The sequence below is a fragment of the Azonexus hydrophilus genome (assembly GCF_905120355.1).
Taxonomy (GTDB): domain Bacteria; phylum Pseudomonadota; class Gammaproteobacteria; order Burkholderiales; family Rhodocyclaceae; genus Azonexus.
Window position 1 is genome coordinate 18,613 of record NZ_CAJHOB010000002.1, and the last position, 22,177, is coordinate 40,789.

The following is a 22,177-nucleotide window of genomic DNA, read 5'->3' on the forward strand; positions in this document are numbered from 1 at the left end:
TTAAGGAACTAGAATGGCTAAGGAAAAATTCGAGCGTACGAAGCCGCACGTCAACGTGGGTACGATTGGTCACGTTGACCATGGCAAGACGACGCTGACGGCTGCGATCACGACTGTTCTGGCGAAGAAGTTTGGTGGTGCGGCCAAGGGCTATGATCAGATTGACAATGCGCCGGAAGAAAAGGCGCGTGGTATCACGATCAACACCTCGCACGTTGAGTACGAAACGAAAAACCGCCACTACGCCCACGTTGATTGCCCGGGCCACGCGGACTACGTCAAGAATATGATTACCGGGGCGGCGCAGATGGACGGCGCGATTCTGGTGTGCTCGGCCGCTGACGGTCCGATGCCGCAGACCCGCGAACACATCCTGCTGGCTCGCCAGGTCGGTGTGCCGTACGTGCTGGTGTTCATGAACAAGTGCGACATGGTTGACGACGCCGAGCTGCTGGAGTTGGTCGAAATGGAGCTGCGCGAGCTGCTGTCCAAGTACGACTTCCCGGGCGACGACACCCCGATCATCCACGGTTCCGCCCTGAAGGCCCTGGAAGGCGATCAGTCCGAAATCGGTGAGCCGGCCATCTTCCGTCTGGCAGAGGCGCTGGATACCTACATCCCGACCCCGGAGCGCGCCATCGACAAGCCGTTCCTGATGCCGGTTGAAGACGTGTTCTCGATCTCCGGTCGTGGTACCGTGGTGACCGGTCGTGTTGAGCGCGGCATCATCAAGGTGGGCGAGGAAATCGAAATCGTCGGTATCCGTCCGACGCAAAAGACCACCTGTACCGGTGTTGAAATGTTCCGCAAGCTGCTTGACCAAGGTCAGGCTGGCGATAACGTGGGCGCCCTGTTGCGCGGTACCAAGCGCGAAGACGTCGAGCGTGGTCAGGTGCTGTGCAAGCCGGGTTCGATCACCCCGCACACCCACTTCACGGGCGAAGTCTATGTGCTGTCGAAGGACGAAGGCGGTCGTCATACCCCGTTCTTCAACAACTACCGTCCGCAGTTCTACTTCCGCACGACCGACGTGACGGGTGCCATCTCCCTGCCGGAAGGTGTGGAAATGGTCATGCCGGGCGACAACGTGCAGATGACGGTCAAGCTGATCTGCCCGATCGCCATGGAAGAAGGTCTGCGCTTTGCTATCCGCGAAGGTGGTCGCACCGTCGGCGCCGGCGTCGTGGCCAAGATCGTCGAGTAAGCTGAAAACTGGTTGGAAAGGCGCTTCGCAGGTCGGAGCGCCTTGCTGTTTCTGTCGCAGGGGTGTAGCTCAATTGGTAGAGCAACGGTTTCCAAAACCGTAGGTCGGGGGTTCGATTCCCTCCGCCCCTGCCACTAAAAAATCAAAGAAAACAATCCTTATGGCTGACAAAATCAAGTTTGTGCTGGCGCTGCTGGTGTTGGTGGCTGGCATAGCTGGTTTTTATCTGCTCGCCAATCAGCCAATGATTGTTCGGGTTTTGCTGGTGGTTGGCAGCATGGTTCTGGCCGGCGGTATTGCCTGGAAAACTGAACCGGGCCAGCGTTTCTTCACATTTGCCAGTGAGGCGGTGATCGAAGCGCGTAAGGTCGTCTGGCCTTCGCGTAAGGAAACCGTGCAGACCACCTTGATGGTCTTTGCTTTTGCGGTTGTCATGGCGCTGTTTCTCTATATCACCGACAAGAGCCTGGAGTGGGTGCTCTATGACCTCGTTTTGGGCTGGAAAAAATCATGAGTAAACGCTGGTACGTCGTGCATGCCTATTCCGGTTTCGAAAAGAGCGTGATGCGCGCTATCCAGGAACGAATCAATCGCCTGGGTATGCAGGAGAAGTTTGGGCAGATTCTGGTGCCGGTCGAAGAAGTCGTTGAAATGAAAAGCGGCCAGAAGTCGATTACCGAGCGCAAGTTTTTCCCGGGTTATGTGCTCGTGGAAATGGAAATGAATGACGATACCTGGCACTTGGTGAAAGACACGCCAAAGGTGACGGGTTTCGTTGGTGGTACGGGCAATCGCCCGACGCCGATTTCGCAGAAAGAAGTCGACAAGATCATGCAGCAGATGCAGGAGGGGGTGGAAAAACCTCGTCCAAAGACCTTGTTCGATGTGGGCGAAACCGTTCGAGTCAAGGAAGGTCCTTTCACGGATTTCAATGGCTCCGTCGAAGATGTCAATTACGAAAAGAATCGCTTGCGGGTTTCGGTGACCATTTTTGGTCGTGCTACCCCGGTCGAACTGGAGTTTGGCCAGGTTGAAAAGGCCTGAAGTCTGGGCTGACAGATTTAGGGCGTAGCCGGGAGCCCCGATTCCGGCAAGAGGAGCATCGCTGAAGTAGTAGCACAGCGCTGCGTTACCACTCATTTACCAGGAGTTATTATGGCCAAGAAAATTATTGGCTACATCAAGCTGCAAGTACCGGCCGGCAAGGCCAACCCGTCGCCTCCGATTGGCCCGGCGCTGGGTCAGCGCGGTCTGAATATCATGGAATTCTGCAAGGCCTTCAATGCCCAGACCCAGGGTCTGGAGCCGGGCCTGCCGATTCCGGTGGTGATCACCGCCTTCGCCGACAAGAGCTTCACCTTCATCATGAAGACGCCGCCGGCGACCATCCTGATCAAGAAGGCTGCAGGCATCAAGTCCGGTTCCGCGAAGCCGCATACCGACAAGGTCGGCAAGATCACCCGCGCGCAGTGTGAAGAAATCGCCAAGACCAAGTCGCCCGATCTGACTGCTGCCGACATGGAGGCAGCCATTCGCACCATCGCCGGCTCCGCCCGTTCGATGGGCATCACGGTGGAGGGTCTGTAATCATGGCCAAACTCACGAAGAAACAAAAAGCTCTGCAGGCCAAGGTTGTGTCGCAGAAACTCTACCCCCTGCAGGAAGCGCTGGCACTGGCCAAGGAAACCGCGACTGCCAAGTTTGACGAGTCGATCGATATCGCCGTCAACCTGGGTGTCGATGCGCGCAAATCCGACCAGGTGGTGCGTGGTTCGGTGGTGCTGCCGGCAGGTACGGGCAAGACCGTGCGCGTCGCAGTATTCGCTCAAGGTGACAAGGCCGAAGCCGCCAAGGCTGCAGGTGCCGACGTGGTCGGTTTTGATGATCTGGCGGCCGATGTCAAGGCGGGCAAGCTCGATTTTGATATCGTGATCGCCACGCCCGACGCCATGCGTATCGTCGGTCAGCTCGGCCAAATCCTTGGTCCGCGTGGCTTGATGCCAAACCCCAAGGTGGGCACCGTGACCATGGATGTGACGACCGCCGTGAACAACGCCAAGGCTGGCCAGGTGCAATATCGCACCGACAAGGCCGGTATCGTGCACGCTACTCTGGGGCGCGCTTCCTTCACCGTTGAGCAGCTGGAAACCAACTTCAAGGCGCTGATTGATGCCTTGAGCAAGGCTAAGCCGGCCTCGTCGAAGGGTCAGTATCTGAAAAAGATCGCCGTTTCCGCCACCATGGGACCGGGCGTTCGCGTCGACCAGGCAAGCCTGGCTGGCTAACAAACTTTGGGGCGTTGGCTGCGTAAGCGGCCGACGCATCGTCAAAGACCGCAGGTGCCTGTAGTTCGGGCTTAATCAAGTAGTTACCTGCGCAGACGGTGTTCCCGAAACGGATTTTTGCCAGACCAGTGGTCTGGCAGGCTTCTGGATCAGGTCGCCGTATGGGGCGGTGGATTTTTCACCGTATTATGACTTGAAAGGAGGATGGACCTGTGGGTCTCAATCTGAATGACAAAAAAGCCGTCGTGGCTGAGGTGTCGGCACAGGTAGCCAATGCCCAGACGATCGCGATTGCCGAATACCGCGGTATCGAAGTGGGTGATCTCACCGTGCTGCGCAAGAAGGCGCGTGAGTCTGGTGTGTATCTGCGCGTGCTGAAAAACACCCTGGTGCGCCGCGCTGTGGAAGGTACCGAATTTGCCGGCCTGGCCGAGCATATGGTCGGTCCCCTGATCTATAGCGTGTCCGCTGACCCGGTGGCGGCAGCGAAAGTCTTGAATGACTTCGCAAAAACCAATGACAAGCTGGTGCTGAAAGCTGGTTCCTATGCCGGCAAAGTGCTCGACAAGGCGGGTGTGCAAGCGCTTGCTTCGATCCCGAGCCGCGAAGAGTTGCTGTCCAAGCTGCTCTACGTCATGCAGGCACCGGTCGCTGGCTTTGCCCGCGCGCTCGACGCTCTGGCCAAGCAGCGCGAAGGCGCCGCCGCTTGATCCTTACAACATACGAACTGATTTAGGAGTTTACTGAAATGGCAATTAGCAAAGAAGACATCCTGGAAGCCGTTGGCTCCCTGACCGTGATGGAACTGAATGACCTGGTCAAGGCATTCGAAGAGAAGTTTGGCGTTTCCGCTGCTGCCGTCGCCGTTGCTGGCCCGGCCGGTGGTGCTGCTGCAGCTGCTGAAGAGCAGACCGAATTCACCGTCATCCTGGCATCTGCCGGCGACAAGAAGGTTGAAGTCATCAAGGTTGTCCGTGCCGTGACCGGCCTGGGCTTGAAGGAAGCCAAGGACCTGGTTGATGGCGCACCGAAACCGATCAAGGAAGGTGTTGCCAAGGCCGACGCAGAAGCGCTCAAGAAGCAACTGGAAGACGCTGGCGCCAAGGTCGAAGTCAAGTAAGTTTAGGAAGTTGTGGGCTGGTGGCACTGCCGCCAGCCCTTTTCTGTCTGTACCCAACGAACGGCAGCCTGATCATCACGCAAGAAAAAAGCCGCCAACCGGCAAACGCAAATCCTGGTTTTCTGTCCTAATGGATGGAAAGCCGATTTGCGTTTGCCTGTTTGTCATTTTCTGCTGCACGGCAGCAGGCCCGCTTTCCCACTGATTTCATCCTCACGGAGTTACCATGACCTACTCCTTCACCGAGAAGAAGCGCATCCGCAAGAGCTTCGCCAAACGTGCCAGCGTTCTCGAGGTGCCCTACCTCTTGTCGACGCAGCTGCAGTCCTTCAGTGAATTCCTGCAGGAATATACAGCAGTTGCCAACCGCAAGAACGAAGGCCTGCAGGCTGCGTTTACCTCGATTTTCCCGATCGTTTCGCACTCCGGCAACGCCCGCCTGGAATTCGTCAGCTACAACCTCGGCGAGCCAGCGTTTGACGTCGTCGAGTGTCAGCAGCGCGGACTTACCTTTGCGGCATCGCTGCGGGCCCGTGTCCGCCTGGTGATCATGGATCGTGAAGCACCGGATACGGTCAAGGAAGTCAAGGAACAGGAAGTCTACATGGGGGAAATCCCTCTGATGACGACTAATGGTTCCTTCGTCATCAATGGTACGGAACGGGTCATTGTTTCCCAGTTGCACCGCTCGCCTGGCGTCTTTTTTGAGCATGACCGCGGCAAGACGCACAGCTCTGGAAAGCTTCTCTTCTCGGCGCGCATCATTCCTTACCGTGGTTCATGGCTGGATTTTGAATTCGACCCGAAGGACTCGCTCTTTTTCCGCGTCGACCGTCGGCGCAAGATGCCGGTCACGACCCTGCTCAAGGCGCTGGGTATGTCGCCGGAAGAGATTCTGGCCGAGTTCTTCGACTTCGACCTGTTCCACCTGGTCAAGGAGCATGTAGAGTTTTCTCTGGTGCCGGAGCGTCTGCGCGGTGAGGTAGCGCACTTCGATTTCGTCGATCAGACCGGGAAAGTCATTGTTGCCAAGGACAAGCGGATCACCGCCAAACATATTCGCGAAATTCAGGCGGCCAATCTGAAACAGATCGCCGTGCCGGACGAGTTCATTCTCGGTCGTGTGCTGGCGCGCAATATCGTTGATCAGGCAACCGGCGAAATTGTGGCCAACGCTAACGACGAGATCACGGAAACCCTACTCGCCAAGCTGCGCGAAGCTGGCGTTCAGACTCTGGAGACTCTGTACACCAACGAACTTGACCGCGGTGCCTTCATCTCTAGCACGCTGCGTGCCGACGAAACGGCATCGCGCCAGGCTGCGCGCGTGGCCATCTATCGCATGATGCGTCCAGGTGAGCCGCCGACCGAAGAGGCAGTGGAAATCCTCTTCAATGGCCTGTTCTACTCTGATGAGCGGTACGACATTTCCAACGTTGGCCGCATGAAGTTCAACCGTCGTCTGGGTCGTAATGCAGACGTCGAGTACAAGGTCATGGTGAAGAGCCTGGCTTCACGGGCGGAAGCCGCGCTGAAGAACCTGGCTGAGGTCTCCGGCTTCCCTCTGACGGCTATTCAGGATCTGGTTGCCGGTCTGCCGTTCGGTGCGCGCGCGCTGAGCGAAAACCTCGATTTCGACACCGCCAATGCATTGGCAGCCAAGCTGAAAACCGCCAACGCCAATGTCGAGGTGCGTGAACAGCTGACTCTATCGCCACGCGATATCGTGGAAGTCATCAAGCTGCTGGTTGAACTGCGCAACGGTCGTGGCGACATCGACGATATCGATCACCTCGGCAATCGTCGCGTGCGTTCGGTCGGTGAACTGGCCGAGAACCAGTTCCGCGCCGGTCTCGTCCGTGTCGAGCGTGCCGTTAAGGAACGCCTGAGCCAGGCCGAATCCGACAACTTGATGCCGCACGATCTGATCAACGCCAAGCCGATCAGCGCCGCAATCAAGGAATTCTTTGGCTCCAGCCAGTTGTCGCAGTTCATGGACCAGACCAACCCGCTGTCGGAGATTACCCACAAGCGCCGCGTGTCGGCTCTTGGCCCGGGCGGTCTGACGCGCGAACGTGCCGGCTTCGAGGTGCGCGACGTGCATCCGACCCACTATGGTCGCGTCTGCCCGATCGAAACGCCGGAAGGTCCGAACATCGGCCTGATCAACTCGCTGGCGCTTTACGCCCGCGTGAACAGCTACGGTTTCATCGAGACCGCCTACCGCAAGGTCGTGGATTGCAAGGTCACCAATGACATCGAATACCTGTCGGCGATTGAAGAGGGCAACTACGTCGTCGCCCAGGCCAATGCCGCACTCGATGACAATGGTTGTCTGGCCGACGATCTGGTGACTTGCCGCGAGAAGGGCGAAACCATTCTTGCCGAGCCGTCCCGTGTGCAATACATGGACGTGGCACCGGGGCAGATCGTTTCCGTTGCAGCATCGCTGATTCCGTTCCTTGAGCATGACGATGCGAACCGCGCGCTGATGGGCGCCAACATGCAACGTCAGGCGGTGCCTTGTCTGCGTCCGGAGAAGCCCCTGGTCGGGACCGGCATTGAGCGGACCGTTGCGGTTGACTCGGGTACGGCAGTCGTTGCCCGCCGCGGTGGTGTGGTCGATTACGTCGATGCCAGCCGCGTCGTGGTGCGCGTGCATGATGCAGAAGCTGTGGCCGGTGAAGTCGGCGTCGATATTTACAATCTCGTCAAATACACCCGCTCCAACCAGAGCACGAACATCAACCAGCGGCCGATGGTCAAGGTGGGTGACGTGATCGCCAAGGGCGACGTGGTTGCTGACGGTGCGTCGACCGACAAGGGCGAACTGGCGCTGGGTCAGAACATGTTGATCGCGTTCATGCCCTGGAACGGTTACAACTTCGAAGACTCGATCCTGATCTCCGAACGCGTCGTTGCTGAAGATCGCTACACCTCGATCCACATCGAAGAGCTGACAGTGGTCGCACGCGACACCAAGCTGGGCGCGGAAGAAATTACCCGCGACATCGCCTCCCTCGGCGAAGTGCAGCTGTCGCGTCTGGACGACGCCGGTATCGTATATATCGGTGCTGAAGTGCATGCAGGCGATGTCCTGGTCGGTAAGGTCACACCCAAGGGCGAGACCCAGCTGACGCCGGAAGAAAAGCTGCTGCGTGCCATCTTCGGCGAGAAGGCATCCGACGTGAAGGATACCTCGCTGCGCGTGCCCGCCGGTATCGCCGGAACCGTCATTGACGTTCAGGTCTTTACCCGCGAAGGAATCGAGCGTGACAAGCGTGCCCAGTCCATCATCGACGAGCACCTGCGCCAGTACAAGCTGGATCTCGCTGACCAGATGCGGATTTTCGAGCGGGACGCCTTTGCGCGTGTGGCACGTCTGGTCCTGGGTAAAAAAGCCAATGGGGGCCCAAAGAAACTGGCCAAGGGTACAGCCGTCGAACAGGCCTATCTGGACGGCATTGATCCGCACCACTGGTTCGATATCCGCATGGCGGACGATGAGGTTGCGCAGCAGCTGGAACAGATCAAGGACAGCCTGGAGCAGGCCCGCAAGGACTTCGATCTGGCCTTCGAAGCCAAGCGCAAGAAGCTGACGCAAGGTGACGAACTGCCGCCGGGTGTGCAGAAGATGGTCAAGGTCTACGTCGCCGTCAAGCGTCGCCTGCAGCCTGGCGACAAGATGGCCGGCCGCCACGGTAACAAGGGTGTGGTTTCCCGCATTCTGCCCGTGGAAGACATGCCCTACATGGCCGATGGCCGGCCGGTGGATATCGTGCTCAACCCGCTGGGTGTGCCGTCGCGGATGAACGTTGGACAGATCCTCGAGGTGCACCTCGGCTTGGCGGCCAAGGGCCTGGGCCAGAAGATTGGCGCCATGCTGCGCGCTCAGGCCAGTGCCAAGGAAGTGCGTGCATTCCTCGACCAGATTTACAACAGCAGCGGCAAGAGCGAAGACCTTGACAGCCTCAACGATAACGAAATTATCGAACTGGCCGGCAACCTGCAAGGTGGCGTGCCGTTCGCGACACCGGTGTTCGACGGCGCCAAGGAAGAGGAAATCAAGGCCATGCTGGCCCTTGCCGGCATGCCTTCTTCTGGCCAGATGACGCTGTATGACGGTCGTACCGGTGAAGCTTTCGAGCGGCAGGTGACGGTGGGCTACATGCACTACCTGAAGCTGCACCACTTGGTCGACGACAAGATGCACGCCCGTTCGACCGGCCCGTACTCGCTGGTGACCCAGCAGCCGCTGGGCGGTAAGGCCCAGTTCGGTGGCCAGCGCTTCGGTGAAATGGAAGTGTGGGCGCTGGAAGCCTATGGCGCATCCTACGTGCTGCAGGAAATGCTGACCGTGAAATCGGATGACGTGAACGGCCGGACCAAGGTCTACGAAAATATCGTCAAGGGTGAGCACAAGATCGAAGCCGGCATGCCGGAATCGTTCAACGTGCTGGTCAAGGAAATCCGCTCCCTGGCCATCGATATCGACATGGAACGCAATTGATTCGGTGAAATGTGACTGTGCCCGGTGAAATGGCCTGTGCCCCGGAAGGCCGCCGTTTTACCGTGCTCCTTTGACGTTTCACTCAAAACCGGAGGTTTTGAAAATGATAGCTTTGAAAGATCTGTTCAAACAGGTAGCCGACGAGAAGGAAGAGTTCGATGCGATCACCATCGGCCTTGCCTCGCCGGAGAAGATTCGTTCCTGGTCCTACGGCGAAGTCAAAAAGCCGGAAACCATCAACTACCGCACCTTCAAGCCCGAGCGCGATGGCCTGTTCTGCGCCAAGATTTTTGGCCCGGTCAAGGATTACGAGTGTCTGTGCGGCAAGTACAAACGCCTCAAGCACCGTGGCGTGATCTGTGAGAAGTGTGGCGTCGAAGTCACGCTGGCCAAGGTACGTCGTGACCGGATGGGGCACATTGAATTGGCCTCGCCGGTGGCTCACATCTGGTTCCTGAAGTCGCTGCCGTCGCGTCTGGGCATGGTCCTTGACATGACCCTGCGCGATATCGAACGGGTGCTCTATTTCGAGGCATTCGTCGTGACCGAGCCGGGGATGGTCTCCAACCTCCAGCGTGGCCAGTTGCTGACTGAAGACCAGTACCTGGAAATGATGGAAGAGCATGGCGATGAATTCGAGGCGCTGATGGGTGCGGAAGGCATCCGCGCCATGCTGCGTAATCTTGATCTGGACAGTGAAGTCGAGCGCCTGCGCGGTGAACTCGATGTGACCGGTTCGGAAGCCAAGAACAAGAAAATTGCCAAACGCCTGAAAATTCTCGAAGGCTTCCAGAAATCCGGTATCAAGCCGGACTGGATGATCCTCGAGGTGCTGCCGGTGCTGCCGCCGGATCTGCGTCCGCTGGTGCCACTGGATGGTGGCCGCTTTGCGACCTCCGATCTGAACGACCTCTATCGCCGGGTCATCAACCGCAACAACCGTCTGAAGCGGCTGCTCGAACTGAAGGCGCCGGACATCATCGTGCGCAACGAAAAGCGCATGCTGCAGGAAGCGGTCGACAGCCTGCTCGACAACGGTCGTCGCGGCAAGGCAATGACGGGTGCCAACAAGCGTCCGCTGAAGTCGCTGGCCGACATGATCAAGGGTAAGGGCGGCCGTTTCCGGCAAAACCTGCTGGGCAAGCGCGTTGACTACTCCGGTCGTTCCGTGATTGTGGTCGGCCCGCAGCTCAAGCTGCATCAGTGCGGCCTGCCCAAGCTGATGGCGCTGGAACTGTTCAAGCCCTTCATCTTCAACAAGCTTGAGCTGGGCGGCTACGCCACCACCATCAAGCAGGCGAAAAAGATGGTGGAAGGCCAGGAGCCGATCGTCTGGGACATGCTGGAAGAAGTCATCCGTGAACATCCGGTCATGCTTAACCGTGCGCCGACGCTGCACCGACTGGGGATCCAGGCCTTCGAGCCGACCCTGATCGAAGGCAAGGCGATTCAGCTGCACCCGCTCGTTTGCGCCGCGTTCAACGCCGACTTCGACGGTGACCAGATGGCTGTGCACGTGCCGCTGTCGCTGGAAGCGCAGATGGAAGCCCGCACCCTGATGCTGGCTTCGAACAACGTGCTGTCACCCGCCAACGGCCAGCCGATCATCGTGCCGTCGCAGGATATCGTTCTCGGTCTGTACTATGCGACACGTGAGCGTATCAATGCCAAGGGCGAAGGCATGTACTTTGCCGATGTGGCCGAGATTGATCGTGCCATGGCGGCCGGGCAGCTGGATCTGCATGCCCGTATTTCGGTCCGTCTGAAGACCTACAAGCCGGGTGTCGGTGAAGATGAATGGGAAGAAAGTCTGGTACGGGTTGAAACCACTGCCGGTCGTGCACTGTTGTCGCGCATCCTGCCGAAAGGCCTGCCCTTCAAGCTGATCGACAAGGCGCTGAAAAAGAAAGAAATCTCCAAGCTGATCGACGAATCCTTCCGCCGCTGCGGTTTGAAGGAAACTGTGGTGTTTGCTGACCGCCTGATGCAGAACGGCTACACCCTGGCAACGCGTGGCGGTATTTCCTTCTGTTCCGACGACATGCGCGTTCCGGCCAAGAAGTACGAAATCATCGCTGCTTCGGAAGCCGAGGTGAAGGAAATCGAATCGCAATATACCAACGGTCTGGTGACCGATGGCGAACGCTACAATAAGGTCGTCGATATCTGGGGCCGTACCGGTGACCAGGTGGCCAAGGTGATGATGGACGAACTCGGCCACGAGGAAGTCATTGATCGCCACGGCAAGAAGGTCAAGCAGGATTCGTTCAACTCGATCTACATGATGGCCGACTCCGGCGCTCGCGGCTCGGCTGCCCAGATTCGTCAGCTGGCCGGCATGCGCGGCCTGATGGCGAAGCCGGACGGCTCGATTATCGAAACGCCGATCACGACCAACTTCCGCGAAGGCCTGAACGTGCTTCAGTACTTCATCTCGACCCACGGTGCCCGTAAGGGTCTGGCCGATACCGCGCTGAAGACCGCCAACTCCGGTTACCTGACCCGTCGTCTGGTCGACGTGACCCAGGATCTGGTGATCACCGAAGATGACTGCGGTACCAAGAACGGTTTTGCCGTCAAGGCGCTGATCGAAGGTGGTGAGGTGATCGAGCCGCTGCGCGAACGCATCCTTGGCCGGGTGACGGTCGATGATCTGGTTGATCCTGAAACGCAGGAAACCGTCATTTTTGCGGGTACCTTGCTGGAAGAAGATCAGGTCGACCTGATCGACAAGCTGGGTATTGATGAAGTCAAGGTGCGTACGCCGCTGACCTGTGACACCCGCTATGGCCTGTGTGCCAAATGCTATGGCCGTGACCTCGGGCGCGGTACCATGGTCAATGCTGGCGAGTCGGTGGGCGTGATTGCCGCCCAGTCGATCGGCGAACCGGGTACCCAGTTGACCATGCGGACCTTCCACGTTGGTGGTGCGGCTTCGCGTGCGGCCGTGGCCTCGCAACTCGAAGCCAAGTCGGCCGGTACCATCCGCTTCACTGCGACCATGCGCTACGTCACCTCGGCCAAGGGCGACAAGGTGGTGATTTCCCGCTCCGGAGAGATCCTGGTGACCGACGATCATGGGCGTGAACGCGAGCGGCACAAGGTGCCGTATGGTGCGCTGCTGGCCGTCGATGAAGGTAAGGCAATCAAGGCCGGTACCAAGCTGGCTTCGTGGGATCCGCACACGCGCCCGATCATCACCGAATATGCCGGTACGGCCAAATTCGAGAATGTTGAAGAAGGCATTACCGTCGCCAAGCAGATCGATGACGTGACAGGCCTCTCAACGCTGGTGGTGATCGACAACAAGCGTGCCGGCAAGACCACCGCCAAAGGCGCGCGCCCGGTGGTCAAGCTGTTCGACGAGCATGGCCAGGAAGTCAAGATCCGCGGCACGGAACAAAGTGTTTCCATCGCCTTCCAGGTAGGTTCGATCATTTCCGTGGCTGATGGCCAGCAGGTCGGTGTCGGTGACGTACTTGCCCGTATGCCGCAAGAATCCGCCAAGACCCGCGACATTACCGGCGGTCTGCCGCGTGTGGCCGAATTGTTCGAAGCGCGTACCCCGAAGGATGCTTCCGTGCTGGCCGAGGTGACCGGAACCATCAGTTTTGGCAAAGACACCAAGGGCAAGCAACGACTGGTCATCACTGATCTCGAGAATGTGGCGCACGAGTTCCTGATTTCCAAGGACAAGCATGTGCTCGTGCACGACGGCCAGGTGGTGAACAAGGGCGAGAAGATCGTCGAAGGCGCTCCGGATCCGCATGACATCCTGCGTCTGCAGGGAATTGAGGCGCTCGCGCGCTACATCACTGACGAAGTGCAGGACGTGTACCGTCTGCAAGGCGTGAAAATCAACGACAAGCACATCGAAGTGATCGTCCGGCAGATGCTGCGCCGGGTGACTATCGTCGATCCGGGTGACACCAAGTTCATCAAGATGGAGCAGGTCGAGCGTGCAGAGTTGCTGGCCGAGAATGACCGTGTCCTGGCAGAGGGTAAGCTACCGGCTGTGTTCGATAACATGTTGCTCGGTATCACCAAGGCTTCGCTGTCGACAGACTCGTTCATCTCTGCTGCATCCTTCCAGGAAACCACCCGGGTGCTGACCGAGGCGGCCATCATGGGCAAGCGCGATGAGTTGCGCGGGCTCAAGGAAAACGTCATCGTCGGCCGTCTCATTCCGGCGGGTACCGGTCTGGCCTACCATCGCAGCCGCAAAGCGCGTGCGGCAGGGGAAGACATGGCTGCTGACCGCCCGTTTGAAGAGCCCGCTGATGTGGCGACTGAAGCAGCGGGTGACGGTGTCTGATCGCTGTAAAGTGAAATCTGCCCTCGTGTCGCGTTGACACGAGGGCTTGATTAACCATAGAATCTATGGTCTTTGTCGGCGGAAGCTAATCATTGTTTCCGCTTTGGATAACAAAATTGCCGTCGAGCCTCATGTGAAGGCCCGGCCGTTGAAGGAAGTTTGATATGCCGACTATCAACCAGCTCGTGCGCAAGCCGCGTGTTGCCGAAAAGGCCAAGAGCAAGGTTCCCGCACTGGAAAAGTGCCCGCAGAAGCGTGGCGTGTGCACCCGTGTTTACACCACGACCCCGAAAAAGCCGAACTCCGCCTTGCGTAAGGTGTGCAAGGTTCGTCTGACCAATGGCTTCGAAGTCATTTCCTACATTGGCGGTGAAGGTCACAACCTGCAGGAGCACTCGGTGATCCTGATTCGTGGTGGCCGGGTTAAGGATTTGCCCGGTGTGCGTTACCACACCGTGCGTGGCTCCCTGGATACGCAGGGCGTCAAAGATCGTAAGCAGGCCCGTTCGAAATACGGTGCCAAGCGACCGAAGGCTGCCTGATCATCAGTGTGGCTTGAGTAAGTGGTCACTTTTTTGGGTGGCCAAGAGGGCCGGGGAAGCTATGCTTCATCCCGGCTTTTCAACTGAATGTGTTCATAAAGAGGTAAATCTATGCCGCGTCGTCGCGAGGTCCCTAAACGGGACATTCTGCCGGATCCCAAGTTCGGTAGTGTTGAAGTTTCCAAGTTCATCAATGCTGTCATGCAGAGTGGCAAGAAATCGGTTTCCGAGCGCATTGTTTACGGTGCGTTTGCCATCATCAATCAGAAGTCGGGCAAGGATCCGCTCGAGGTTTTTGCTGCGGCCATGAGCAATGTCAAGCCCATGGTTGAAGTGAAGTCCCGCCGTGTGGGTGGTGCCAACTACCAGGTGCCGGTGGAAGTTCGACCGGCGCGCCGTGCTGCCCTGGCCATGCGCTGGTTGCGTGAGTTCGCCCGCAAGCGTTCGGAAAAGTCGATGGATCAGCGCCTGGCGGCTGAAATGCTGGAAGCCGCGGAAAACCGTGGTGGCGCTGTCAAGAAGCGTGACGAAGTGCATCGTATGGCCGAAGCCAACAAGGCTTTTGCTCATTTCCGCTTCTAATCAGAGGTAACTATCGTGGCACGTAAAACACCCATTGAGCGTTACCGCAACTTCGGTATCTCCGCCCACATCGACGCTGGCAAGACAACCACCAGCGAACGCATTCTCTTCTACACCGGCATGAGTCACAAGCTGGGTGAAGTGCATGATGGCGCGGCAACCACCGACTGGATGGAGCAGGAGCAGGAGCGTGGCATCACCATCACCTCGGCGGCAGTGACCTGTTTCTGGAAGGGCATGGACGGCTCCTACCCCGAGCATCGCCTGAACGTGATTGACACCCCGGGGCACGTTGACTTCACCGTTGAAGTCGAGCGCTCCATGCGTGTGCTTGACGGTGCCTGCATGGTCTACTGTGCAGTCGGCGGCGTGCAGCCGCAGTCTGAAACCGTGTGGCGTCAGGCAACCAAGTACAAAGTGCCGCGTCTGGCCTTCGTGAACAAGATGGACCGCTCCGGTGCCAACTTCTTCAAGGTGGTTGATCAGATGCGCACCCGCCTGAAAGCCAATCCGGTGCCGATCGTGGTGCCGATCGGCGCTGAAGACTCTTTCAAGGGCGTGGTTGATCTGCTCAAGATGAAGGCTATCCTGTGGGACGAGGCTTCACAAGGCATGAAGTTCGATTACGCAGAGATCCCGGCGGAACTTCAGGCTACCGCCGAAGAATGGCGCGGCAACATGGTTGAGGCAGCCGCTGAAGCCAATGAGGACTTGATGAACAAGTACCTCGAAGAAGGCGAGCTGTCGGAAGACGACATCATGGCTGGCCTGCGTGCGCGTACTCTGGCTTGCGAAATTCAGCCGATGATGTGTGGTTCTGCATTCAAGAACAAAGGTGTGCAACGCATGCTGGATGCTGTTGTGCAATTCCTGCCTTCGCCCGTGGATATTCCGCCGGTTGCGGGTATCGACGAGGACGAAAAAGAAGTTGTCCGTCACGCCAGCGATGATGAAAAATTCTCGGCCTTGGCTTTCAAGCTGATGACCGATCCGTTCGTTGGCCAGCTGACCTTCATCCGCGTCTATTCCGGCGTGCTGGAATCCGGGACTACCGTGCTCAATGCGGTCAAGGGCAAGAAGGAACGGATTGGCCGCCTGCTGCAGATGCATGCCAATGATCGCCATGAAATCAAGGAAGTGCGCGCCGGTGACATCGCCTCGGTGGTGGGTCTCAAGGACGTGACGACGGGTGAAACCCTGTGTGACGTTTCGGCGCCGGTCATTCTCGAGCGCATGGTCTTCCCGGAGCCGGTGATTCACGTTGCTGTCGAGCCGAAGACCAAGGCTGACCAGGAAAAGATGGGCATCGCCCTCAATCGTCTGGCTGCCGAAGATCCGTCGTTCCGTGTACGTACTGACGAAGAGTCCGGTCAGACCATTATTTCCGGTATGGGTGAGTTGCACCTGGAAATCATCGTCGACCGCATGAAGCGTGAGTTCAACGTTGAGGCGAACGTGGGTGCGCCGCAGGTGGCTTACCGCGAATGCATCAAGAAGGCCGTGGAACAGGAAGGCAAGTTCGTCAAGCAGTCCGGTGGTCGCGGTCAGTTCGGTCATGTCTGGCTCAAGATCGAGCCGAACGAGGCCGGCAAGGGCTACGAATTTGTCGATGCTATCAAGGGTGGTGTGGTGCCGCGCGAATATATCCCGGCAGTTGACAAGGGTCTGCAGGATGCCATCACGAGTGGTGTGCTGGCCGGTTTCCCGGTGGTCGATATCAAGTTCACCTTGTTCGACGGTTCGTATCACGACGTGGACTCGAACGAAAACGCTTTCCGCATGGCGGCCTCGATGGCTTTCAAGGAGGGTATGAAGAAAGCCAGCCCGACGCTGCTTGAGCCGATGATGGCTGTCGTTGTCGAAACGCCGGAAGACTACATGGGCAACGTTATGGGCGACCTGTCGTCCCGTCGGGGCATCGTCCAGGGTATGGACGACATGCCTGGCGGTGGCAAGGAAGTCCGTGCGGAAGTGCCGCTGTCCGAGATGTTCGGCTACGCTACTTCGCTGCGTTCGCTGACACAAGGCCGTGCCACCTACACCATGGAATTCAAACATTACGCCGAAGCGCCGAAGAACGTCGCCGAAGCTGTCATCAACAAGAAGTAACCCTTTATTGGAGAACCGATAATGGCTAAGGAAAAATTCGAGCGTACGAAGCCGCACGTCAACGTGGGTACGATTGGTCACGTTGACCATGGCAAGACGACGCTGACGGCTGCGATCACGACTGTTCTGGCGAAGAAGTTTGGTGGTGCGGCCAAGGGCTATGATCAGATTGACAATGCGCCGGAAGAAAAGGCGCGTGGTATCACGATCAACACCTCGCACGTTGAGTACGAAACGAAAAACCGCCACTACGCCCACGTTGATTGCCCGGGCCACGCGGACTACGTCAAGAACATGATTACCGGTGCGGCGCAGATGGACGGCGCGATTCTGGTGTGCTCGGCCGCTGACGGTCCGATGCCGCAGACCCGCGAGCACATCCTGCTGGCCCGCCAGGTCGGTGTGCCGTACGTGCTGGTGTTCATGAACAAGTGTGACATGGTTGACGACGCCGAGCTGCTGGAGCTGGTCGAAATGGAGCTGCGCGAGCTGCTGTCCAAGTACGACTTCCCGGGCGACGACACCCCGATCATCCACGGTTCCGCCCTGAAGGCCCTGGAAGGCGATCAGTCCGAAATCGGTGAGCCGGCCATCTTCCGTCTGGCAGAGGCGCTGGATACCTACATCCCGACCCCGGAGCGCGCCATCGACAAGCCGTTCCTGATGCCGGTTGAAGACGTGTTCTCGATCTCCGGTCGTGGTACCGTGGTGACCGGTCGTGTTGAGCGCGGCATCATCAAGGTGGGCGAGGAAATCGAAATCGTCGGTATCCGTCCGACGCAAAAGACCACCTGTACCGGTGTTGAAATGTTCCGCAAGCTGCTTGACCAAGGTCAGGCTGGCGATAACGTGGGCGCCCTGTTGCGCGGTACCAAGCGCGAAGACGTCGAGCGTGGTCAGGTGCTGTGCAAGCCGGGTTCGATCACCCCGCACACCCACTTCACGGGCGAAGTCTATGTGCTGTCGAAGGACGAAGGCGGTCGTCATACCCCGTTCTTCAACAACTACCGTCCGCAGTTCTACTTCCGCACGACCGACGTGACGGGTGCCATCTCCCTGCCGGAAGGTGTGGAAATGGTCATGCCGGGCGACAACGTGCAGATGACGGTCAAGCTGATCTGCCCGATCGCCATGGAAGAAGGTCTGCGCTTTGCTATCCGCGAAGGTGGCCGCACCGTCGGCGCCGGCGTCGTGGCCAAGATCGTCGAGTAATCGTTCTTTGTGAATCCGGGGTGGCAGGGTTGCCACCCCATCGTTCTTTGAAAGCTGAATCATGCAAAGCCAGAAAATCCGCATCCGTCTGAAAGCCTTTGACTATCGTCTGATTGATCAGTCGGCTCAGGAAATCGTTGAAACCGCCAAGCGTACCGGCGCTGTTGTCCGTGGCCCCGTGCCGCTGCCGACCCGCAAGCAGCGTTTCGATATCCTGCGCTCGCCGCACGTCAACAAGGCGTCGCGCGACCAGTTGGAAATCCGCACCCATCTGCGCCTGATGGATATCGTTGATCCGACCGATAAAACGGTCGATGCGCTGATGAAACTCGACCTGCCTGCAGGTGTGGACGTCGAAATCAAGTTGCAATAAGTAGTGCAAGGCGGATATAATCCGCGCCTTTCGGGGGTGGCCGGCAACGGCTGCCCGTTTGTAGTTTTACATCGACCGGCCAATCGCAGCCGGCGATGAGGAGAATAACCATGAGTCTAGGCCTTGTTGGTCGCAAGGTTGGCATGACTCGCATCTTTGCCGAGGATGGTGCTTCCATCCCGGTAACGGTGCTTGACGTGTCAAACAACCGCGTGACCCAAGTGAAAACGCCGGAGATCGATGGCTACGCAGCCATTCAGGTCACATTCGGCAAACGCCGTGCCTCGCGTGTTTCCAAGCCCCTGGCGGGTCATCTCGCCAAGGCGGGTGTGGAAGCCGGGCATGTGCTCAAGGAATTCCGCGTCGAAGCCAGTGATCTTGCCTCCCTGAAGGCAGGTGACACGGTGGCGGTGACCCTGTTTGCCGAAGGGCAAAAGGTGGATGTCACCGGTACGTCGATCGGTAAGGGTTTCCAGGGCGGCATCAAGCGTCACAATTTCGCTTCCCAGCGTGCTTCGCACGGTAACTCGATCTCGCATAATGCGCCGGGTTCCATCGGTATGGCACAGGATCCGGGTCGCGTTTTCCCGGGTAAGCGGATGTCTGGTCACATGGGCGACGAAACGACGACCATGCAAGGTCTCACCGTCGTCCGTGTTGATGCCGAGCGTCAGCTGCTGCTGGTGAAGGGTGCTGTTCCAGGCGCCAAGGGTTCCGACGTCGTCGTGCGTCCGGCGGTCAAGGCTTAAGGGGGCGACATGGAACTGAAGCTGATTAACGAACAAGGTCAGGAAGCGGCCAAGCTGGAGGCTTCCGACGTGCTGTTCGGGCGTGAATTCAATGAGGCTCTGGTGCATCAGATCGTCGTGGCTTATCAGGCCAATGCGCGTTCTGGTGACAGCAAGCAGAAAGATCGCTCCGAAGTCCGTCATACCACCACCAAGCCGTGGCGCCAGAAGGGTACCGGTCGTGCCCGTTCCGGCTCGAACGGTTCGCCGCTGTGGCGTGGGGGTGGTCGGATTTTCCCGAATTCTCCTGAGCAGAATTACTCCCAGAAGGTCAACAAGAAAATGTTCCGCGCCGGTATGGCGTCGATCCTTTCTGAGCTGGCCCGCCAGGACCGCCTCCTTGTGGTTGAGGATCTGGTGATTGATGCGCCGAAAACCAAGCAGTTCACTGCCAAACTCAAGGGGTTGGGCCTGGAGGGTAATCTCCTGGTGATCACCGATGAGCTGACCGAGAACCTGTATCTGTCGTCGCGTAACCTGCCCAACGTTCTCGTGCTCGAAGCCCAGGAGGCCGATCCGGTGTCCCTGATTCGTTTCGCCAAGGTGCTGGTCACCAAGAACGCCGTGGCAAAGTTTGAGGAGATGTGGGGATGAACCAGGAACGTCTGTTGCAGGTGCTCTTGGCGCCGCAAATCTCCGAGAAGGCTACCTATGTTGCCGAAAAGCGCAATCAGGTGATCTTCCGCGTTGCCTCCGATGCGACCAAGCCGGAAATCAAGGCCGCTGTTGAACTGCTGTTCAAGGTGGAAGTGGATTCGGTTCAGGTTTCGAATGTCAAAGGCAAGGTCAAGCGTTTCCGTGGTGCTACGGGTCGTCGCAAAGGTTGGAAAAAGGCTTTTGTTGGGCTCAAGGCTGGCCAGGAAATCAATTTTGTTGAAGGGGGGAATGCGTAATGGCCCTCATTAAAGTCAAGCCGACCTCCCCTGGTCGTCGCGCTGTCGTTCAGGTTTCCAAGGCCGGTCTGCACAAAGGTAAGCCTTTTGCAGCTCTGGTTGAGAGCAAATCGAAGAACGCTGGTCGCAACAACAATGGTCGCATCACGGTGCGCCATCAGGGTGGTGGCCACAAGCAGTCCTACCGCATCATTGACTTCAAGCGTGACAAGGATGGCGTGCCGGGTAAGGTTGAGCGTATCGAATACGATCCGAACCGTACTGCGAATATCGCGCTGGTTTGTTACGCCGATGGCGAGCGTCGTTACATCATTGCCAACAAGGGCATGGTGGTTGGCCAGCAGGTCATGAGTGGCTCGGAAGCGCCGATCAAATCTGGTAATGCTTTGCCGCTGCGCAATATTCCGGTGGGTACCACGATTTGCTGTATCGAAATGATCCCAGGCAAGGGTGCCCAAATCGCGCGTTCGGCTGGTGCGTCTGTGCAGCTGCTGGCGCGAGAAGGTACCTATGCTCAGGTTCGCCTGCGTTCTGGGGAAGTTCGTCGCATTCACGTTGAGTGCCGTGCTACCGTCGGTGAAGTCGGCAACGAAGAAAACAGCCTGCGCAAAATCGGTAAGGCCGGTGCTCAGCGTTGGCGTGGTATTCGCCCGACGGTCCGTGGTACGGCAATGAACCCGATCGATCACCCGCACGGTGGTGGTGAAGGCAAGACCGGGGAAGGCCGCGTTCCGGTCAACCCGTGGGGTCAGCCGACCAAGGGGTATCGTACTCGCAGCAACAAGCGCACGGACAACATGATTGTCCAGCGTCGTCATAAGCGTTAAGGGGTAGGCAATGGGACGTTCTCTCAAAAAGGGCCCGTTTGTGGATGCACATCTGCTCGACAAAGTCGATGCAGTACGTGCGACCAAGGACAAGCGCCCGATCAAGACCTGGTCGCGTCGTTCGACAATCCTCCCCGAGTTCATCGGTCTGACGATTGCGGTTCATAACGGTAAGCAGCATATTCCGGTGTTCGTCACCGAAAATATGGTCGGCCACAAGCTCGGCGAGTTCTCGCTGACCCGGACGTTCAAGGGTCACACTGCCGGCAAGAAAGCCAAGAAGTAAGGAGCTGACATGGAAACTCGTGCAAGTCTGCGAGGCGTACGCCTCTCGGCGCAAAAAGGCCGTCTTGTGGCGGACCTGGTGCGTGGCAAGCCGGTTGCTCAGGCGCTCAACATCCTGGCTTTCTGCCCCCAGAAGGGTGCAGGCATTGTCAAGAAGGTGCTTGAGTCGGCAATCGCCAATGCGGAACACAATGATGCAGCCGATATCGACGAACTGAAGGTAACCACCATCTACGTCGAAAAAGGCATGGTGCTCAAGCGCTTCACGGCGCGCGCCAAGGGTCGGGGCAATCGGATCAGCAAGCCGACCTGCCACATTTATCTGACCGTTGGTAACTAAGGAAGAGCCATGGGACAGAAAATTCATCCGGCCGGATTCCGACTGGCCGTCACCAAAAACTGGAATTCCCGTTGGTTCGCCAATAGCAAGGAATTCCCGGGCATGCTCAAGGAAGACGTTAAGGTGCGCGAGTACCTGAAGCGTAAGCTTGCCCACGCCTCCGTAGGTCGTGTCCTGATCGAGCGTCCTGCCAAGAATGCCCGTGTTACCGTCTTCTCGGCTCGTCCGGGTGTGGTCATTGGCAAGAAGGGTGAGGATATCGAACAACTGCGCACGGATCTACAGCGCATCATGGGTGTTCCCGTGCATGTCTCGATCGAAGAAATCCGCAAGCCGGAAACCGATGCCCAGCTGATCGCTGACTCGATTGCCCAGCAACTGGAAAAGCGGATTGCTTTCCGTCGCGCCATGAAGCGTGCAATGCAAAATGCCATGCGCCTCGGTGCTCAGGGTATCAAGGTCATGAGCGCCGGTCGTTTGAACGGTGCTGAAATTGCCCGTAGCGAGTGGTATCGCGAAGGCCGTGTGCCGCTGCACACTCTGCGCGCCGATATCGACTATGCAACGTCGGAAGCTCTGACCACCTACGGCATCATCGGTATCAAGGTCTGGGTGTACAAGGGCGATTTGCTGAATCGCAACGAGCAGCCGGCAGTTGAAGAAGTGGCCGACGATCGTCGTCCGCGCCGTGCTCCTGGCAAGCCCGAAGGCGATAAGCCGCGTAGCCGCACGGTGAAAAAGGCCGATGCAGGCGATACTCCGGCCAAGCGTGTAAGAAAGGCAGGTGCTTAA

The 22,177-nt window shown here is 58.1% G+C and carries 21 protein-coding genes and 1 tRNA gene; all 22 read left to right on the forward strand.

The window, feature by feature from the left end; genetic code table 11:
* Positions 1 to 13: 13 nt before the first annotated feature.
* Positions 14 to 1,204 (forward strand): elongation factor Tu, encoded by a 1,191-nt coding sequence (gene tuf, locus JYJ39_RS01455; protein ID WP_205201493.1) that lies wholly within the window; start codon positions 14 to 16, stop codon positions 1,202 to 1,204.
* 58 nt (positions 1,205 to 1,262) lie between these two features.
* A tRNA-Trp gene (locus JYJ39_RS01460) sits at positions 1,263 to 1,338 on the forward strand.
* A 26-nt stretch (positions 1,339 to 1,364) separates the two neighbouring features.
* The gene (gene secE, locus JYJ39_RS01465) at positions 1,365 to 1,718 is read left to right on the forward strand and encodes a preprotein translocase subunit SecE (protein WP_205201495.1); all 354 of its coding nucleotides are present in this window, start codon (positions 1,365 to 1,367) and stop codon (positions 1,716 to 1,718) included.
* Positions 1,715 to 2,248, forward strand: coding sequence for a transcription termination/antitermination protein NusG (gene nusG, locus JYJ39_RS01470; protein ID WP_205201497.1), 534 nt, complete (start codon positions 1,715 to 1,717; stop codon positions 2,246 to 2,248). The genes secE and nusG overlap by 4 nt, the downstream gene beginning before the upstream one ends.
* Positions 2,249 to 2,359: 111 nt before the next feature.
* Positions 2,360 to 2,791 (forward strand): 50S ribosomal protein L11, encoded by a 432-nt coding sequence (rplK, locus tag JYJ39_RS01475; RefSeq protein ID WP_205201499.1) that lies wholly within the window; start codon positions 2,360 to 2,362, stop codon positions 2,789 to 2,791.
* 2 nt (positions 2,792 to 2,793) lie between these two features.
* Complete coding sequence (rplA, locus tag JYJ39_RS01480; RefSeq protein ID WP_205201501.1) at positions 2,794 to 3,489, forward strand: 50S ribosomal protein L1; 696 nt, start codon at positions 2,794 to 2,796, stop codon at positions 3,487 to 3,489.
* A gap of 212 nt (positions 3,490 to 3,701) precedes the next feature.
* Positions 3,702 to 4,199, forward strand: coding sequence for a 50S ribosomal protein L10 (gene rplJ / locus JYJ39_RS01485; RefSeq protein ID WP_205201503.1), 498 nt, complete (start codon positions 3,702 to 3,704; stop codon positions 4,197 to 4,199).
* A 38-nt stretch (positions 4,200 to 4,237) separates the two neighbouring features.
* The gene (gene rplL / locus JYJ39_RS01490) at positions 4,238 to 4,609 is read left to right on the forward strand and encodes a 50S ribosomal protein L7/L12 (RefSeq protein ID WP_205201504.1); all 372 of its coding nucleotides are present in this window, start codon (positions 4,238 to 4,240) and stop codon (positions 4,607 to 4,609) included.
* Positions 4,610 to 4,835: 226 nt separating this feature from the next.
* On the forward strand, positions 4,836 to 9,119 hold the full coding sequence (gene rpoB, locus JYJ39_RS01495) for a DNA-directed RNA polymerase subunit beta (protein ID WP_205201505.1): 4,284 nt from the start codon (positions 4,836 to 4,838) through the stop codon (positions 9,117 to 9,119).
* A 103-nt stretch (positions 9,120 to 9,222) separates the two neighbouring features.
* Complete coding sequence (rpoC, locus tag JYJ39_RS01500) at positions 9,223 to 13,434, forward strand: DNA-directed RNA polymerase subunit beta' (RefSeq protein ID WP_205201506.1); 4,212 nt, start codon at positions 9,223 to 9,225, stop codon at positions 13,432 to 13,434.
* A gap of 164 nt (positions 13,435 to 13,598) precedes the next feature.
* Positions 13,599 to 13,976 (forward strand): 30S ribosomal protein S12, encoded by a 378-nt coding sequence (gene rpsL, locus JYJ39_RS01505; RefSeq protein WP_205201507.1) that lies wholly within the window; start codon positions 13,599 to 13,601, stop codon positions 13,974 to 13,976.
* A 111-nt stretch (positions 13,977 to 14,087) separates the two neighbouring features.
* On the forward strand, positions 14,088 to 14,558 hold the full coding sequence (gene rpsG, locus JYJ39_RS01510; RefSeq protein WP_205201509.1) for a 30S ribosomal protein S7: 471 nt from the start codon (positions 14,088 to 14,090) through the stop codon (positions 14,556 to 14,558).
* Between the two features lie 15 nt (positions 14,559 to 14,573).
* Positions 14,574 to 16,667, forward strand: a complete 2,094-nt coding sequence (fusA, locus tag JYJ39_RS01515; RefSeq protein WP_205201510.1) for an elongation factor G — start codon at positions 14,574 to 14,576, stop codon at positions 16,665 to 16,667.
* 21 nt (positions 16,668 to 16,688) lie between these two features.
* Positions 16,689 to 17,879: an elongation factor Tu gene (gene tuf / locus JYJ39_RS01520; RefSeq protein ID WP_205201493.1), complete on the forward strand. Its 1,191-nt coding sequence runs from the start codon at positions 16,689 to 16,691 to the stop codon at positions 17,877 to 17,879.
* A 61-nt stretch (positions 17,880 to 17,940) separates the two neighbouring features.
* Positions 17,941 to 18,252 (forward strand): 30S ribosomal protein S10, encoded by a 312-nt coding sequence (gene rpsJ / locus JYJ39_RS01525; protein WP_028994183.1) that lies wholly within the window; start codon positions 17,941 to 17,943, stop codon positions 18,250 to 18,252.
* Between the two features lie 110 nt (positions 18,253 to 18,362).
* Positions 18,363 to 19,001 carry a 50S ribosomal protein L3 gene (gene rplC / locus JYJ39_RS01530; protein WP_205201512.1) on the forward strand — a complete coding sequence of 213 codons (639 nt, stop codon included), beginning with the start codon at positions 18,363 to 18,365 and terminating at the stop codon, positions 18,999 to 19,001.
* Between the two features lie 9 nt (positions 19,002 to 19,010).
* Positions 19,011 to 19,634, forward strand: a complete 624-nt coding sequence (gene rplD / locus JYJ39_RS01535; RefSeq protein ID WP_205201514.1) for a 50S ribosomal protein L4 — start codon at positions 19,011 to 19,013, stop codon at positions 19,632 to 19,634.
* Positions 19,631 to 19,933, forward strand: a complete 303-nt coding sequence (gene rplW, locus JYJ39_RS01540) for a 50S ribosomal protein L23 (protein WP_205201516.1) — start codon at positions 19,631 to 19,633, stop codon at positions 19,931 to 19,933. The genes rplD and rplW overlap by 4 nt, the downstream gene beginning before the upstream one ends.
* Positions 19,933 to 20,760 (forward strand): 50S ribosomal protein L2, encoded by an 828-nt coding sequence (rplB, locus tag JYJ39_RS01545; protein ID WP_205201518.1) that lies wholly within the window; start codon positions 19,933 to 19,935, stop codon positions 20,758 to 20,760. The genes rplW and rplB overlap by 1 nt, the downstream gene beginning before the upstream one ends.
* Before the next feature lie 10 nt (positions 20,761 to 20,770).
* Positions 20,771 to 21,046 carry a 30S ribosomal protein S19 gene (gene rpsS, locus JYJ39_RS01550; protein ID WP_205201520.1) on the forward strand — a complete coding sequence of 92 codons (276 nt, stop codon included), beginning with the start codon at positions 20,771 to 20,773 and terminating at the stop codon, positions 21,044 to 21,046.
* Between the two features lie 9 nt (positions 21,047 to 21,055).
* Positions 21,056 to 21,385, forward strand: a complete 330-nt coding sequence (rplV, locus tag JYJ39_RS01555; protein WP_205201527.1) for a 50S ribosomal protein L22 — start codon at positions 21,056 to 21,058, stop codon at positions 21,383 to 21,385.
* Positions 21,386 to 21,394: 9 nt separating this feature from the next.
* The gene (gene rpsC, locus JYJ39_RS01560) at positions 21,395 to 22,177 is read left to right on the forward strand and encodes a 30S ribosomal protein S3 (protein ID WP_205201528.1); all 783 of its coding nucleotides are present in this window, start codon (positions 21,395 to 21,397) and stop codon (positions 22,175 to 22,177) included.